Source organism: Lujinxingia vulgaris (assembly GCF_007997005.1).
GTDB lineage: Bacteria > Myxococcota_A > Bradymonadia > Bradymonadales > Bradymonadaceae > Lujinxingia.
Genome location: NZ_VOSL01000054.1, coordinates 142762 through 158729 on the forward strand (window position 1 = coordinate 142762; position 15968 = coordinate 158729).

Below are 15968 nucleotides of genomic sequence, written 5' to 3' on the forward strand. Positions count from 1 at the left end.
GTCTCACTCAGCCTTGAGGTGCCATCACCGTGGATGGCACCGTCTTAGCGCTTCATCGTGCCGGCGACCAGCCCCAGAAAACGATCTTCCTCAAGATCGCTCGTCATCGCATAGGTCACACCCAGATCCTGGACGACGGCCACGCCGTAGCCCTTCTGGTTAAGCCAGACAATGTCGCGATCTTCGACCTGACGGATCGACTCCCGCGGCACCTTGAGCCCCTCGCCATCAAAGAGCAGCACGCTCATGCGCGCCCCGTCGACTTCGTAGAGCACCAGCGCCGCGCGACGATCTTCGACGTGCGCGATGCGCCCGCCCAGCAGGTTGACGCGTCCGTTGTCGAAATGCGGCAGACGCACCGAGAAGTCCACCTTGTCCTGGAACCAGGCGCTGGCCTCCTGCGGGTTGCTCGTGGTGATCTCCAGGGGGAAGTTGCCCTTGTGCCACTCCACGGTCTGGTCGACCACGGGGGTGGGGCTGCTGGCCGCCGGCGCAATGGTCATCTCCGGCATCAGCAGCACCAGCGCCAGCATCGCCGCCAGCGGACCGGCCACCCAGCCCACCCGCACATAAAGCGGGCGCACGTCGGTGCGCTCCTCGTCGAGCTCAACCTCCAGCGTGGCGAGCTCCGAGGTGATGCGCTCACGCAGCGACTGCGGCGCGCGCTCCTCCGACAACGTCTCCCGAAGCTGCGCTTTAAAACGCATCTGGGCGTTCACTCGCCCACGGCAGCGCTCACAGCCGGCCAGGTGCGCTTCCATATCGGCGCGCTCCCGCTCGTCGAACTCTTCATCGACATAGGTGTCGATAAAAGGCTCAAAATCCTCACAGCCCAACGCCACATTTTGCACCAGTTGTCCCACGTTCTTCACCTCATCTGGAAGTTCGACTCAACCCGTCACCACCGACAGCGTCAGCTGGCCTGCGCGGCCTTGCGTTCGCGGTAGGCGTTCAGGTCGGCAGGCGCGTCCGTGGCCTCCGTCGCCTCTTCTTCCTCATCCTGAGAGGGGATGTAACCATTCTTGAGCGCGTACTCTTTGAGCTGCGCCTGAAGCATGCGCCGCCCGCGGTAGAGGCGGCTCATCACCGTGCCGATGGGGCAGTCCATGATCTCGGCGATCTCTTTGTACGCAAAGTCTTGCAGGTCAGCGAGGAGCACCACCATGCGGAAGTCCACCGGCACCTGCTCCAGCGCCCGCTTGACCTCGTCACCGAACATCTTGAAGTAGAGATGCTCCTCGGTATCGAAGCTCTCGTGGAAGGGCGTCAACTCCGGCGCCTCCGCGCGCTCCTGCAGCGGGCGGAAGTCGTCATCGACCAGGTACTCGCGGCGCTTCTGCTGCTTGCGGTAGCGGTTGATGAAGGTGTTGGTCATGATCTTAAAGAGCCACGCCTTGCAGTTGGTGCCCTGCTCGTATTTATCGAAGTAGCGATACGCCTTGAGCATCGTCTCCTGAATCAGATCCTCGGCGTCGCTCTCGCTCTTGGTCAGACGCAGCGCCGTGCCGTAGAGGGCATCCAGATGAGGGATGGCCTCCTGCTCAAACGCCAGCCGCTCCTTTGCGTCCATCTTCGCTTTGTTCTTCTTAAACATGGGCACCTTCCCGTGCTCTTAAGTCATCGCTGCGCCCCGAGTGGGCGGCGGCGCGCTGTCTTCCGAGGAAGCCGGCAGACCAACGCGTCGGTTGTAACTTCAGACGCGGGCGCTTCTATTTCATTCAGTCTGCAATCTTCCAGCTATGCGCCAATCGAGATCGCGTGCGCGTCACGCCTTCGGGCCGAGGATCGCAGATTGGGCGCCAGAAAAAAAGACACCCCCGCCAGACCTCAAGCTGGCCGCGGGGGTGTCGGTGTCTCCGGCGAGTCACAACCCGAGGTTAGAGCAGCTCGCTCAGCGGGGTGTACTCAAGATCCAGGCTGTCGGCGACGGCCTTGTACACGCACTGCCCCTTGTAGGTGTTGACGCCCAGGGCCAGCCCCGCATCGTCTTTGACGGCCTGCTCAAAGCCTTTGCTGGCCAGCGCCAGACCGTAGCCCAGCGTGGTGTTGTTGAGCGCAAAGGTCGAGGTGCGGGCCACCGCCCCGGGCATATTCGCCACGCAGTAGTGGACCACGCCGTCGACCACGTAGGTCGGATCTTCGTGGGTGGTCGGGTGGCAGGTGGCAATGCAGCCGCCCTGGTCGACCGAGACGTCGACCACCACGCTGCCCTCCTGCATCTGGCTGATATGATCGCGGGTCACCAGATGCGGCGCCTTCGCCCCGGGGATGAGCACCGCGCCCACCACGAGATCGGCATTGAGCACCTGGTCGTAGATCGTGCCGACGTTGGAGTGCATCGTCTGGATCTTGCTACCGAAGATGTCGTCGAGATAACGCAGGCGGTTGAGGTTCAGATCCACGATCGTGACCTGCGCGCCCATGCCCACGGCCATCTTCGCGGCGTTGGTACCGACCACGCCACCGCCCAGAATCACGACTTTGGCGCGGGCCACACCGGGCACACCGCCCAGCAGCACACCCTTGCCGCCATGCTCGCGCTCCAGACAACGCGCGCCCACCTGAATGGCCATACGACCGGCCACCTCACTCATCGGCTCCAGCAGCGGCAGACGCCCGTCGGGGAGCTGAATCGTCTCGTAGGCCACCGCGCGCACCTGACGCTCCAGCAGCACCTCGGCCAGCTCCGGCACTGCGGCCAGGTGGAAGTAGGTGTAGACGAGCTGACCTCGCTGCATCAGCCCGTACTCCGGGGCCATCGGCTCTTTGACCTTCACGATCATGTCCGAGGATTCCCAGACGGCTTCGGCGCTGGGCAGAATCGTCGCCCCGGCCTCCACGTAGCGCTCGTCCGGGATGGCGCTCCCTTCGCCGGCGCCGGCCTGCACCGCCACCTCGTGGCCCTGGCGCACGTACTCGGCCACACTGGCCGGGATCAACCCCACTCGATATTCGTGATTCTTAATCTCTTTCGGAACCCCAATTCTCACGGCTCTTCTCCGGGTAGCGGCAACGTTAAGGAATCCCGGGCCGCCCGCTCTCGGGGAGCCCTGTGGGCCGGACTATAGCGAGCGCTAACCGTCCCGGCAATCGAGCGACGCCCGCTCCAGCGCGGTAGCAAAGATGCACCGCGGCGCTGCACGTGCTCGCGTTGCGAAAGATGCGCTCGACCGCTAGGAATGCGCACGATCGCTTCGCGCTTCTTCATGCGTTGAGACTTCCCCACACCAGGACTCCCTCATGAATACTCACCAGACCTTGATGACGCGGCGCACCATTCACGACTACAAACGTGATCCCCTGCCCGAAGGTGCTCTGGAGCGCGCGTTGCAGGCGGCCACCCGCGCGCCCAACCACAAGCTGACCAACCCCTGGCGCTTCACGCTGATGGGGCCCGAGACCCGCGAGCGCATCACCGAGATCGGTGTGGCCGAGAAGCGCAAGAAGCGCGGCGGGTTGAGCGAGGCGGCCGAGACCTCCATCCGCACGAAGTTTAGTCGCCCCCCGGAGCTCATCGCGGTCAGCCAGGTGATCGACGCCGACCCGCACCGCCGGCGCGAAGACTACGCCGCGGTGTCCTGCGCCATCCAGAACATCCAACTCTCGCTGTGGAGTGAGGGCATCGGCTCCAAATGGAGCAGCGGCGGCGTCACCAACGCCCCCGAGACCTACGAAACACTCGGCATCGACCCGGCCGTTGAAGAGATTGTGGGCTTTGTCTGGGTCGGCTTCGCTGAAGTGGTGCCCGACCCGCCACGCGCCGCGCTGGCCGAGGTGATGCGCACCACCCCCTGACGCCCACGCGCCGAACTTACTGCCCCGGAACCTCATCCTGGAGACGCTCCGGGCGCATCTCCACCCGTGCGCCTTCGAGCAGCGCGCTGAGCTGCTCGGTGTAGGCCTGGGTGCGCGCCTCGCGTGTCAACGCGTGGGCCGCAAAACGCTCAACCTCTTGAGGATCGGCCGGCTGCCCGTCGAGCACGTCATCGACTTTGAGCAGGTGCCAGCCTACGGGCGAACGAACCGGCTCACTCAACGTACCGAGGTCATGCTCGCTGGCAAGCGACTCCGCCGCCCGGGAGAACTCCGGCACGACCTGAATCCACCCTTCGGGCAGGCGCTGGCGGACATCGCCCTCCGAAGGTGGGGCAAAGCGCATATGCGCGTTGACCACCGCCTGATACTCCGCAGGCAACACCTCGCTGTTGAGCCGCTGCGCCTCGGCGATCAACGCCTCAAGCGTGGGCGCTTCGCCGAGCTGCTCGGCGCTGGCGTCGATCCAGTCCTGTGCGCGCTCGAAGCGCTCGTCCCGAAGTTCTCGACGGCGCTCCGCCCCGAACTTCTCATCGCCGGGCATGCTCCTCGGGACCACGATCACCAGATGGCTGGAGCGGTATCCCCGGGGGAAGTCGGCGTTCTTCTGCAGGATCGCGACAAAATCCTCGGAGGGATCGTCGATCCGATTCTCAGCCTCAATCTCCCCTTGCAGATAGGCGTTCACCAGCCCCTGTTTACGTGCAAAACGGGCGTCGGGCCGCTGGTGCAGCCTGCGGCGGTAGGCCTCCTGCCAGAGCAGCGTCTCGTCGATCAGGGCGCGCATTGCCTCCCGACGATCGAGCTCCGGGTGAGCCTCCCAGAAGATCGCCAGCTCCTGCGCGCCCAGGCTGACCTCGCCAACGCGGGCGAGCTCCGGTTGCGGCGACGCGGCCAGCACACGCTCCATCGCCTGCTCCACCGGAGGGTGCGCTACCTCGGCCTGCTCCTCGGCGCACCCGGCCAGCAGCGCGATCACCGCCAGCCCCCATCCTCGTCGAAAGCTACGCATCAATCCTCCCGGCTCGCGGCCACCGCCAGGCGGCTCAAGTCCACGCCGGCGCGCACCACGGCGAAGGCCACCGCCAGCGCGATAAGCGCCGCCACATAATCGGCCTCCGCCAGAAAGTTCACCGTGCGCACAAAGAAGTACGCGCTCCCCGCAATAAACCCGATCCCCAGGATGTCGTACATCGTCGCGCGCATCTCGCCTCATCTCAGGTGTGTGGTCAGCCGGCAGAGAGCCATCCGGCGTCATGGCAACCTTACGATCATCTGCATGCCCAGCGCGATCACCATCGCCGCCGCAGCCACCCAGCCGACAACACGACGTTTCAGCGCCCCGGGGGACTCCAGAAGACGCAGCTGCCCTCGGCTCAGCACCGGCTGACGCCGCTCGTATTCCCAGTTCAGCGCCGGCAGCACCGCTGCCATGTAGGCCATCACGACCCAGGCGAAGAGCATCAGCACCGTCATAAAGGTCAGGTGCAGGGTAGCGCGATCACCGGCCCGCTCCACCAGGGTGCGACTGATCTGCGGATCGACAAAGAGCATCCAGACCAGGACGGCCAGCACACCCAGAACGACGGCCGAGCGCGTGCGCACGAAGACGCGGTAGCGCGACGCGAGGCTATCGGTGGTGTGAACCTCGGTAGGTTTCTGGCCCGGCGTCTCGTTGAGGTCGTCGCCGATCGCCGCGACGACCAGGTAACTCAAAAAGGTCGCCGCGCTGGCCAGCAGCGTCATCGGCTCGGCCATCGCCGCCCACTCGCGCTCGGTCAACAGGGCCATCGCCGGCAAAAAACTCACCGGAAAGACCATCAGCCGAAGCGCGGGGTTGGCGCGCACCACCGCCAGCGCCCCGAAAAAGAGCGGGGTCAGCATGGCGATCACGCGCAACCCGGAGCCATCGGCGCTGAGCACCTCGGCCACAAGCCCCGCTCCCAGCCACTGACCCCAGAGGGTCAGGGCCAGAAAGGCCAGCAGCATCGTACGCCACACCGAGCCTCGTTGACCCGATGCCTCCTGCTGCCCCTGATCCTCGCTCCGGGAGCGTTCAACCATCCCTGCCGCCCTGTCGGCTTCCACAACTGCTCGGGCTCACTCCACCCGCCAGATGGCGTGCGCCGGTTGCCCGTCGCGGCGAAAGTCCACTCGAATCTCATCGGCCTCGGCCAGCGTCGACCAGGCGTTGAGGTAATGATCCGGCCGCTCCAGTTTCACGAGGTTGACGTGGGTGACCACGTCGCCGACGCGAAGCTGAGGCGCCACAAAGCTATGCGCATGGGTGGAGATGTCGACGATCAAAAAGCCCACAAAGGCGCCGTCTTCATGGAAGGGCTCGGTGTCCACATGCTGAAAGACCACCGCCGGGCCGCGCTCTAAGAGCGCGTCGACCTCACCGCGGGAGATCAAGGAGACGCCATCGGGTCCGACCATGGGCTCTCGGAGCTCGACGCGCCGGGCTGGCGAGGAGGCGGGGTTGTCGGGGAGGGGCGCGACCGCCGCCTCATCGCCCGAGGGCGGCGCGCCTACATTCTGCTCCGGCCCTCGCTCGGCGGCCCGCCGCTGGTCGGGCGCACTCGCGCACCCCACGCTCAGCGCGATCAGCGCCAACGCGCCCAGACACAGACCCAACCTTTGCACTGCGTTCTTCATCAACGCTCCTCATCAAGTTTTTGAAACATCTCGGCCCGCGTGGCGAACTTGAACTCCACAAGCCCTCGCGCCTCCGCCTCTTTGGCGGCGAGTCGGTCGAGGTGCTTGACGCCCTCATAGTCGACGACGCGGACCTCGCGCTCCTCAAGAAGCGCGAAGAGCCCCTTGCGAACATCCTCGTAGCCGCGGGTGCCAGCCGGTCGCACCCGAAACGCACCATCGAGGTAGGCGAGGATCTCATCACATCCCTGAACCGCATCGGCGCGGGCTTTACCCACCAGACCATCGGAGGCTTTGCGTGCCCATCCCACCACGAAGGTGTCCCAGATCGGGGTCTCATCGACCGGGTCGTAGACCATGTAACGCGGGCGCTCCGGGTGCGTCTCCCAGGGCTCCTGCACCGTCGCAAACTCGCCGGACCACGCCGGGGAGAGCGGCAACCCGAGCGACGGCTCAATCGCATCGCCAATGGCGAAGACGATCGTGTCGCAGGCCAGCGTCTCGAACTCCCCGGTACGCTCCACGCCCACCCGACCATCCGGGCCGGGCGCCTTCAGACGTGTCTTTTCGCAGGTCAGCCCCGTGACCCGACCGTCCTCATCGACCTCCACCCGCGCCGGAGATCGCAGAAAGCGCATCCGGAAGGAGGTCTCACTGGGGTGCTCCAGGGGCTCATCCACAAAGCGCACATAGTCCTCGAAGAGCGCCTCTGGATCCTGGCCCACGTCGGTGAGCACCGGCGCGATCTGATCGAACTCCGCGCGCAACGCGTCCTGATCGAGCGCCTCACTGACGAGCTTGAACTCTTTGTCGGTAAACGCGCGCTCGGCCGGTCCCCGTCGGGCCACCGCGGTCACCGAGCGCACCTTCCGCTCGCAGACCATCCAGTGGACGATGTCCAGACAGACGTTGCCCATGCCCACCACCACCACGTCGTCGCCGACCGGGAACTCCCGCTCACTGAAGGGGGGAAGCCCGTTGTAGTGGTACACCAGATCTTTGGCGTGGAAGCAGGCCTCGGCATCTTCACCGGTTAGCCCGAGCCACTTGGTGCCCTGGGCCCCCACCGCGACCACCAGGGCGTCAAAGCCCAGCTCGCGAAGCTCATCGAGCGAGACGTCGGCCTCCTGCCCCACGCTCACGTTGCCCACGTAGTAGATGTTCTCGTGGGAAAGCACCCGATCGAAGTAGCGGCGAAGGCCGCGCTTCATCTTGTATTTGGTCGGGTAGATCCCGAACTCAGCCAGCCCGCCCGGCTTGATATCCCGGTTGAGCATCACCACCTGATGGCCTGCCTTGGCCAACACCTCCGCCGCATAAATGCTGGCCGGGCCAGCGCCGATCATCGCTACGGTGTGCGTTGCTTTCGTCGTCATAGTCTCGTGTCCTTACGCCTGGAGCGCGGCCTGGGCCAGCTCCTCATACTCCGCCACGTCGCCTTCAAGATCGGCGATGGCAGCCCGCCAGAACGTCGGATCGCCAAGGTCGCCACCGAGGTAGCGCTCGGCGAGCTCTTCGGAGGTCATCCGCCCGGAATCCAGCAGCAGATTGTCGATCTGATCGATGAACCCTTCGCCCTCCTTCTTTGCCCGCGCGTACACCGCCCGCGAGAAGAGGAACCCGAAGGTGTAGGGGAAGTTGTAGAAAGGAAGCCCCGTCAAATAGAAGTGCAACTTCGAGGCCCAGAAGAGCGGATCGACCGAGTCTAAGCTCTCGCCGAAGTGCGTGGTGAAGATCGCCTCGGTCATCTCGCTGAGCTGCTCTTCGTTGAGCGGGCCCTCAGCGCGCGCGTCGTGCAGCGCCAGCTCCAGATCGTAGCGCGCCGGGATGTCCATCAAGAACGCCACCCCGCGTCCCAGACGCTGGTCGAGCAGCCCCAGGCGCTGGGAGGCATCGGCGCGGGCCAGCGCGCCCTGCTCCACGATCACCTCCAGCAGCGTGCTGGCCGTCTCGGCCACGCCCATCCCCAGATCGCGCTCGCTGGAGGGCAGGCCACGCATCACCCATCCGTGGTAGGCGTGCCCCAGCTCATGGGCCAGCGTGGTCACGCCGGTGGTCGACCCACCAAAGGTCATAAAGATGCGCGTCTGGCCGCTCACCGGCAGCCCGGAGCAGTAGCCGCCCTGCGCCTTTCCGGGGCGATCTTCGACCTCGACCCACTGGTCCCGCAGCGCCATCTTGCAGAAGTCGGCGATGCGTTCGGCAAAGCCTCCCACCTGGTCGACGATAAAGGTCTGGGCCTCCGGGTAGGTGAAGCGCGGCGCCTCACCACCGACCGGCGCCATCAGGTCGTACCACTGCATCGCCTCCACGCCGAGTAGACGCTGCTTGGCTTTTAAGTAGCGGTGCAGCAGCGGCTGGGCGCCGCGGGCGGCTTCGAACATCGCTTCGATCGTGGCGCGCTCCACGCGGTTGGCGTTGAGCGAGAAGGTCAGACAGTCCTGACCGCGGCGGGTGTAGAGGGTCTGCTCCGCGCCAATGATCGAGCTGAGCGTCGCCGCGCAGACCGGCGCAAGCTCGCCCCAGGCCTTGCTGAGCCCTTCATGCGCTGCGCGCCGCACCTCGCGATCGTGATGGTCGAGCAGGTTTTTCGCCTGCCCCACCGACATCACCTCGACTTCGCCATCGCGCTCGACCTCCACAGTCTGACGGGCGCTGATCTGGCGATAGAGCATCCCCCAGGCATGCAGACCGTCGCGGTTGAGCTCCACCGCGAGATCTTCAAGCTCGGGATCAAGCGCCATATCGGCGTCGCGACGAAGCTCCTTGAGGTAGAGCTGCATATCTTCAAAACGCGCGTCGTTGAGCAGGCCGTCGAAGACCTCGTCGCGCAGTCCGCGGAACTTGCTCTTGAGCGCGACCGACAACTTCCCGTTGGCCGTGCTCACGCCCGTAAGCTGCGCCGGCAGGCGCAGCGCCACCGGATCATCGGCGTGCGCCGACGCCATCCCGCTGGAAAAACAGAAGGCCTGAGAGAGGCGGTCATGCATCTCGAAGAGCCCGTTGAAGAACGCGCGCCACCCGGCCACAACCTCCTCGTCCAGCGGGGCGGTCTCGGGAAGCGAGAGCGCGTCGAGCGTCGACTCCAACTCCTTCACACGGGCATCCAGCCAGCGCAGCTCCGCCTGGAAGGTCTTTGACGTGGGCCCGCCGGAGAACACGCTCTCCATATCCCAGGTGGGGTCGGTGGTTGGAAAGGGACGCGACATGGGGGCTCCTCTTTGGCGATAGCTCGAATGAAAACGCCGATCCGACGCACCTCAGATGAGCGTCGTTTCGGCACAGGATGATTGGCCGGGCAAACATAGTACTGCCACCGCGTTGAAACAATGGCCCTCGGTGCCAGGTTCTCCCGACCCGCTCGCGGGACGTTGACGCGGCGCGCTTCCATCTTCTAAACCTCCCTGTGGACTGCACATTTCCTCAGCCCCCGACACCACCATGACCAAGCCTGCCGAAGTCTCCAGCCCCGAGCGGGAGCTGGCCGCCCGCGTTGACGCCCTCAAAAAGGAAGTTCAGGTGGCGATGCGCGATCTTAACCGCGCACGCAGCGCGCTGGAGTCGATGACTCGCGCGGGCACCTTTGCCTCCGACGCCGCGAAAGTCGCCGAGGCCCTGCGTGACCTGCGTCGCTCCTCCCTCGACGCGCTGGGGCTCGAAGATGAGCGCATCGCGCTGGTAGGCGAGCTCGATGCGCACTTTGATCGCGAAAAAACCCGCGCACGGATGCAACTTCTCGGCGAGCTCGACCGCGCCCTTCGCGCCGAAGGTGGCCGCCTGGAACACCTTGGCGACCAGCCTTTGACCCTGGGCGTCGGACCGCTGACGCTGACCATCGATCTGCTCGCCAGACGCGCCACCTTAAGCTACGCCCGCGAGGAGCTCGCCGAGGTCGACGCCGACGCCCCGACCCTCCTCAAAGCCCTCAATGAGGCCCGCGCCTCCATTCAGGATCGCGCGCTGGAGAGCGATCTCTTCTTTGAGCAGCTTGAGCGCGCCTACCGCGTTCAGCTGGCAATGACGGGGCTTCCCGATGGCGAACGCGTCGATCTGGTGGACCTGCTCGTGCCGCTCTCGCTCGTCGATGCCGACAGCGGCGCGCGACGCAAGAAGGGTCTCGACGCGCTCAAACCCTGGCCTCGCTACCTGCTGGCGTACCAGCTGCAACGGTTGCGGCGCGACGGGCTGCTTGAGCGCCAGGGGCGTCGCCTCGATCTGGGCACGGCCACCGGCGGTTCGACAAAAAATAAACAAGATGTGCTTTTTGTCCCTGGACCCGGCACAGATGGGCAGTATTACTTATCGCTCCGTTTCCAATCCGTACCGGGAACTCCTGGCAGCTGACGTCGACGTCGGGCGCGCACTCACGCACATGTGCGCCTCAGGTTTTGACCGATGCGCTCGTGTGCGCCTGACCGACTCCCGCGCGATGCTCGCGCGTTCTGCACCCCCACGGATCGACCCATGAGACCTTCCCAACCCAACGCCGCTATCGAAGACGCCCTGGTGGCGCGCCACATCCTTCAACGCCTCGGCGAGGGTGGGCAGCCACCTCAGCACGGCGTGCGCCGCATCAACGTAGGCAACGAGAGCTACCTCAAGGTGCTCGAGCATGAGTACTTCGACTACCACCTGCGCTTTGGAGCGAGTTTTAAGCTGGTGCAGGGCTACTTTGGCGGCGGCAAGACCCACTTCCTTTACTGCGTGCGCGAGCTGGCGTGGGATCGTGGGTTTGCCACCGCGGTCGTGGAGCTTTCGCCCAACGAATGCCCCTACGACGACAGCTTCAAGGTCTACCAGGCGGTCGTGCGGCGCATCGGCCAGCGCCCGCGCACCGCGCTGGGCTCGCCGAGCTACGGCCTGCCCGATCTATTGCGCAACCTGATGGACGATCGCGTCGACGCCGCGCTGCAGACACCCTCAGTGCCCGACGTCGACGCCGCCCGCGAGGCGGTCCTGGGGTGGTTGCGTACCACCGTGGCGCGCGCAGCCTGCGAGAGTCACTCCTACCGTCGCGCCATCGTGGAGTTCGCCGCCGCCTTCCTCGAAGGGCGTTTTGAAGACGAACAGCGCCTGGAGGCCTGGCTCACTGGCGAGTCGATCCCGGCAAGTGAGCTGCGGGAGCTGGGTGTGTATGAGGATATCGGCAAGAGTAACGGCTTTATCATGTTGCGCTGCCTCACCCAGATGATCGTGGGCCTGGAGCTTCCCGGCACCGTGCTCCTCTTCGACGAGGTGGACCGCAACCTCTCGGTGAGCGTCAAACGCAGCCAGATCATCGGCGACAACCTCCGCCAGGTCATCGATCTCTGCGGTCGTCATCAACTCCCCAACACCCTTTTTATGTACGCGGTTCCCCCGGAGTTTATGCGCAACGTGGTGCCGGATTACCCGGCGCTCTACCAGCGCTTAAAGAGCCCGGTTCCGCTCAGCGTGCGGAGCCCTCAGGCGGTGCTCATTGATCTGGAGCGTCTTGATCTGGAGCCGGCCGAGCTCCTCTCCACGCTCGGCGACAAGCTGGTCGGTGTGTTCGAGTCGGCGCGCGATTGCACCTTCGATCGCACCCTGCAGTCCGCGAACGCCCGCGCGCTGGCCAACGCCTGCGTCTACAGCTACTTCGAGGTCAACCACCGCCGCCTCTTCGTCAAAACCTGGGTTGATTTTCTGCATCGCCAGCTCGTCGACGGTGAGCTGGAGCTTGACCCCAACGCGGCCACCGACCTTGTGCTCTCGGGCTACGACGCGCTCGCACAGACCCCGGCCCAGGACGACTTCTCCGACTTCTAACTCCATCGCGCTGTCCCCACAGGTGACGCCATGATCGCTGAAGCAGAAGAAGTCGAACATCCCGTCCACGGCAGCGGCCGCCTGGTCGGCCTGCGCCGCAACGGCCGGCTGGCGCTGGTCCACTTTGAAACCCTGCCGCTGCCGACGCTAGTGCCCACCCGCGAGCTGCGGCGGCCTGGCGAGCGCGCGCCGCACCCCTCATCGAGTGCCAACACATCGACGGATATTGACGCCCCCCCGGGCGACGATGCTCCCGGGCCCCTGCCAACGACGCTGCAACGCTACGCCCTGGAGCCCACCCAGGCGGATATGGCCCTGGAGGCGATGCGCCTTGGCGTGGTGCCCGCGCAGGGGATTGAGGCGTTTACCGTCGCTCGCGACGCGGCCTTCGCCAGCCTCAACGCCGCGCTGGTGGAAGCCTCCGGGCGAGGAGCGCTGCGCGTCATTGAGGGAGATTACGGCGCCGGGAAGACCCACATGCTGGAGTGGCTGGGCACCCGCGCGCTCTCCGAGAACTTCATCATCGCCCGGGTGACGCTGGACGCTGACGAGACCTCTCCGGCACACCCCCAGCGGGTCTACCGCGCGATGATGCACACCCTGCGCTATCCCGACCGCCCCGATGAGGTCGGTCTGGGGCTTGCTCCCCTTCTGGAGCGTGCGATCATCTCCGACGGCGCCCGCGAGATCTTTGCGGTCGGAGAGCGCGGTCACGGCACCCACCTCTACCTGAGCGCGGCGCTCACCTGGCTCGACGCCCTCAACGCCCCGGCACTCACCGTTGAGCCCGACCTCAACTCCTGGCGTCGCGCCGTGCTCGACTGGCTGGAGGGGCATCGCACCCAATCGAACCTCGGCCTCAACGAAGAGCTCAGCTCTGCCCCCGGGTCCCACCCCTGGCTCTACAGCCTCAAAGACTACCGCCCATGGGCGCGCATCTACGCATTTATCTTAAGTGGTCTGGCCACCCTGGCCCGCGAGTGCGGCTACAGCGGACTGATGGTGATGGTCGATGAGGCGGAGCGCTTCGCGCTGCTCTCCCGCGAGAACCGCGAACACGCCGCGGCCACCCTGCGCGCCTTGAGCAGCGCGGCCCTTGGCGATGCGCTCACTCCTCACCCCTCCGACGCCACCCTCGAGTTGGGTGGCGTCGGCAGGCTGCGCGAGCTCCCCTGCCGCTTTGAGCCAGCCTCGGGACTGGGCGTGGTCATGGCGCTCACCCCCAGCTACGACGACGACCCTCTCCTCCAGGGCCTCTTTCCCCCCGAGGCGCGCATCGAACTCGCGCGCCCTCTGCCCTCGGATTACGCCGAATTGGCCCGCCGCGTCAGCGCGTTTTACGCCGAAGCCCGAAACGGCCTGCCGCTGCGCCCGCAGCAAATCGACGCCATCGCCCAGACTATCGAGCGCCTCAGCGCCCGAGGCACGCTGGGGTCGATGCGTCAGGTGATGAAGACCCTCGTGGAGCTCCTCGACGTCCACCGTCACTTCCCTGAGCGCGCCGCTGGTGTCGTCGATAACCTCGCCCGCGTCAGCCACTTCGACATCTAGAGCTTATGACCTCATCCGCCGACACGCTCGACGAGCTTCGCGCCGCGCGCGAAGCGCTGCGCCACACCTGGCATGCCTTTTACGCGCGTTTTGGGAACCTGCGCGAAGCCCAGCGCCTTGCCGTCGCTCCGGTGGTTGCCGGACGCGACACCCTGGTGGGTGCCCCCACCGCCTCGGGTAAAACCGAAGCCTTAATGGCCCCCCTGGCGCAGCGTCTTCTGAGTCGTCGTGATGCCCCCACCGGGCAGGCACGTCTGCTGGTAATCAGCCCCACCCGCGCCCTCTGCAACGACCTGCATCGACGCATTGAGCCCCCCCTTCGCCAGTGCAAACTCAAGGTCGGCGTGCGCACCGGCGATCACAGCCTCAACATCACCCGCGACGCCCCGCCGGTGGTGATCACCACCCCGGAGTCCCTCGACTCGATGCTCTCGCGCTGGCCCGCCTCTCTGCGCTCGGTCGAAGCGCTTCTCCTCGACGAGATTCACCTCCTCGACGGCAGCGCCCGCGGCGATCAGCTGCGCGTGCTCCTGGAGCGCCTGGAGCGCATCTGCCATACCCGACCTCAGCGCTGCGCGGCGTCGGCAACGCTCCCTCACGCCGACGAGATCGCCCGGCGCTACCTTCACGATCCGGAGCTGATCCTTGTGGGCAGCGCCGGCCGCGGCCTCGACGCGCGTCTGGTGCACACGCCGGAGCTCGCCGACGCGGCCACCGACATCGCCGAGACCTTCCTCTCGGGGGAGTCGCGCAAGATCCTCGTCTTTGCCAACGCGCGCGCTCAGGTCGAGACGCTGGTGGCCTGCCTCTCGGCCCACCCGCGCCTGGCCGGTCGCATCTTCGCCCACCACGGCTCGCTCTCGCGCTCGGTGCGCCTGCGCACCGAGCGCCGCTTCCTCGACGCGCCGGCGGCCATCTGCGTGGCCACGATGACCCTGGAGCTGGGCATCGACATCGGCGACGTCGACCGCGTGGTGCTTGTCGGACCACCTCCCAACGTCGGCGCGCTGGTGCAACGCGTGGGGCGCGCCAACCGCCGCGGCTCGGTGGCCCACGTGACCTGCCTGGCCTCCGACGACTTCGAGGCCTTGCGCCTGGAGCACCTGCTGGTCTGTGCCGACGAGGGACGCCTCTTTGAAGATCCCGTCCCCTTCCGCCCCTCGGTGCTCGCGCAGCAGGCCATCTCGTTGCTCTTTCAGAGCCGTCATAAATGGATCGGCGCCGAGGTTCTGCACCAGCGTCTGCCCGAGGCGATCCGATCGACCTACTCGCCACACGATCTTCTCGATCTTCTCCAGGCGATGTGTGAGGCCGGCTACCTCACCCCCCTCAATGGCCAGCGCTTTGCCGCCGGCGATCGCGCGCTGAAGATGTACGAGCACGGTCTGATGCACGCCAACATCGACGATACCCCCGAGATCGAGGTCTTCGACGAGACCACCGGCGAACTTCTCGGGCGCGTGGCGCTAAGCCGAAAACAACGCGAATCCCTGGGGGACGGTCAGGAGCTCGGCCTCTCCCTTGCCGGCCGCCGCCGCGAGGTGGTGCGCATCACCCAGGATCAGGTCTTCGTCGACAGCGCCCAGGGCGAGGCACCCAGCGCCTTCTTTGCGCGCCAGGCGCCTCGTTATGCATTTGAGCTGGCCCGCGACCTGGCAGCCTTCCTGGGCATCGGCCACCACGAGCTACGCGTCGAGCGCTGGACCAGAGGCGCGCGCCTCGGCCACTTTCTGGGCACCCGCTGGGGACTCCTGCTCGATGGCATCCTGCGCGAGCGCGGCCTGGCCACTCGCCCCGGAAACGCCTTCTTCCACATCCTCAAACGCGATCCCGAGCTCAAAGACGGCCTCGACGACGCCGAACGCATCGAGCGCGACGCCCGCGCCTTTATCGCGCGCGAGAGCGAGCGCCTGGCCCGACGCCTCGACATCGGCCCCTTCTACGACGGGCTCCCCTCCAACCTGCTTCGCTCCTGGCTCGACGAGGCGCTGGCCCCCGCCGACTTCGCCCTTCACCTGGCCCAATGCGAATGGATCGAAGGCCCTATCTTCCCGCTTCCGCCTGAGGACTAGGTGCCCACGCCCATTGGCGTCTCCCTCCCGGGTGCGTAGGGTGGATCGCGTCGCGGGACTCATTGTTTTTCCCTCACTTCTCTTCAG

At 65.9% G+C, this 15968-nt stretch carries 14 protein-coding genes; 5 read left to right on the forward strand and 9 right to left on the reverse strand.

The window, feature by feature from the left end:
* Positions 1 to 44 precede the first annotated feature (44 nt).
* The 3 genes from FRC96_RS13130 to ald form a co-directional block, all read right to left on the reverse strand.
* The gene (locus tag FRC96_RS13130) at positions 45 to 863 is read right to left on the reverse strand and encodes an anti-sigma factor family protein (protein WP_230470222.1); all 819 of its coding nucleotides are present in this window, start codon (positions 861 to 863) and stop codon (positions 45 to 47) included.
* 50 nt (positions 864 to 913) lie between these two features.
* Positions 914 to 1570, reverse strand: coding sequence for a sigma-70 family RNA polymerase sigma factor (locus FRC96_RS13135; RefSeq protein ID WP_146975201.1), 657 nt, complete (start codon positions 1568 to 1570; stop codon positions 914 to 916).
* Positions 1571 to 1877: 307 nt separating this feature from the next.
* Entirely contained in the window at positions 1878 to 2990 is a 1113-nt protein-coding gene (gene ald / locus FRC96_RS13140; RefSeq protein ID WP_146974938.1) for an alanine dehydrogenase, read from the reverse strand.
* A gap of 250 nt (positions 2991 to 3240) precedes the next feature.
* Here ald and FRC96_RS13145 point away from each other — a divergent pair, with 250 nt between their 5' ends.
* Positions 3241 to 3795: a nitroreductase family protein gene (locus FRC96_RS13145; RefSeq protein WP_146974939.1), complete on the forward strand. Its 555-nt coding sequence runs from the start codon at positions 3241 to 3243 to the stop codon at positions 3793 to 3795.
* A 16-nt stretch (positions 3796 to 3811) separates the two neighbouring features.
* Here the strand turns inward: FRC96_RS13145 and FRC96_RS13150 are convergent, their stop codons facing one another.
* Genes FRC96_RS13150 through FRC96_RS13175 form a run of 6 tightly spaced genes read right to left on the reverse strand, consistent with a single transcriptional unit; the run spans position 3812 to position 9680 of the window.
* Positions 3812 to 4825: a peptidylprolyl isomerase gene (locus FRC96_RS13150; protein WP_146974940.1), complete on the reverse strand. Its 1014-nt coding sequence runs from the start codon at positions 4823 to 4825 to the stop codon at positions 3812 to 3814.
* On the reverse strand, positions 4825 to 5019 hold the full coding sequence (locus tag FRC96_RS13155; RefSeq protein ID WP_115603991.1) for a hypothetical protein: 195 nt from the start codon (positions 5017 to 5019) through the stop codon (positions 4825 to 4827). Before FRC96_RS13155 ends, FRC96_RS13150 begins: the two co-directional genes overlap by 1 nt.
* A 48-nt stretch (positions 5020 to 5067) precedes the next feature.
* Positions 5068 to 5877 carry a hypothetical protein gene (locus FRC96_RS13160; protein ID WP_146974941.1) on the reverse strand — a complete coding sequence of 270 codons (810 nt, stop codon included), beginning with the start codon at positions 5875 to 5877 and terminating at the stop codon, positions 5068 to 5070.
* Positions 5878 to 5913: 36 nt separating this feature from the next.
* The gene (locus tag FRC96_RS13165; RefSeq protein WP_146974942.1) at positions 5914 to 6471 is read right to left on the reverse strand and encodes a hypothetical protein; all 558 of its coding nucleotides are present in this window, start codon (positions 6469 to 6471) and stop codon (positions 5914 to 5916) included.
* A complete protein-coding gene (locus FRC96_RS13170) occupies positions 6471 to 7847 on the reverse strand; it encodes an FAD-dependent oxidoreductase (protein ID WP_146974943.1) in 1377 nt (458 codons plus the stop codon). Before FRC96_RS13170 ends, FRC96_RS13165 begins: the two co-directional genes overlap by 1 nt.
* A gap of 12 nt (positions 7848 to 7859) precedes the next feature.
* Positions 7860 to 9680 carry a M3 family oligoendopeptidase gene (locus tag FRC96_RS13175; protein WP_146974944.1) on the reverse strand — a complete coding sequence of 607 codons (1821 nt, stop codon included), beginning with the start codon at positions 9678 to 9680 and terminating at the stop codon, positions 7860 to 7862.
* A 232-nt stretch (positions 9681 to 9912) separates the two neighbouring features.
* Here FRC96_RS13175 and FRC96_RS13180 point away from each other — a divergent pair, with 232 nt between their 5' ends.
* The 4 genes from FRC96_RS13180 (at position 9913) to FRC96_RS13195 (ending at position 15881) form a co-directional block, all read left to right on the forward strand.
* Entirely contained in the window at positions 9913 to 10815 is a 903-nt protein-coding gene (locus FRC96_RS13180) for a hypothetical protein (RefSeq protein WP_146974945.1), read from the forward strand.
* A gap of 120 nt (positions 10816 to 10935) precedes the next feature.
* Entirely contained in the window at positions 10936 to 12258 is a 1323-nt protein-coding gene (locus tag FRC96_RS13185; RefSeq protein ID WP_230470224.1) for a BREX system ATP-binding domain-containing protein, read from the forward strand.
* Between the two features lie 30 nt (positions 12259 to 12288).
* Positions 12289 to 13809, forward strand: a complete 1521-nt coding sequence (locus tag FRC96_RS13190; protein ID WP_146974949.1) for a BREX system ATP-binding domain-containing protein — start codon at positions 12289 to 12291, stop codon at positions 13807 to 13809.
* A 5-nt stretch (positions 13810 to 13814) separates the two neighbouring features.
* The gene (locus tag FRC96_RS13195) at positions 13815 to 15881 is read left to right on the forward strand and encodes a DEAD/DEAH box helicase (RefSeq protein WP_146974950.1); all 2067 of its coding nucleotides are present in this window, start codon (positions 13815 to 13817) and stop codon (positions 15879 to 15881) included.
* Positions 15882 to 15968 lie beyond the last annotated feature (87 nt).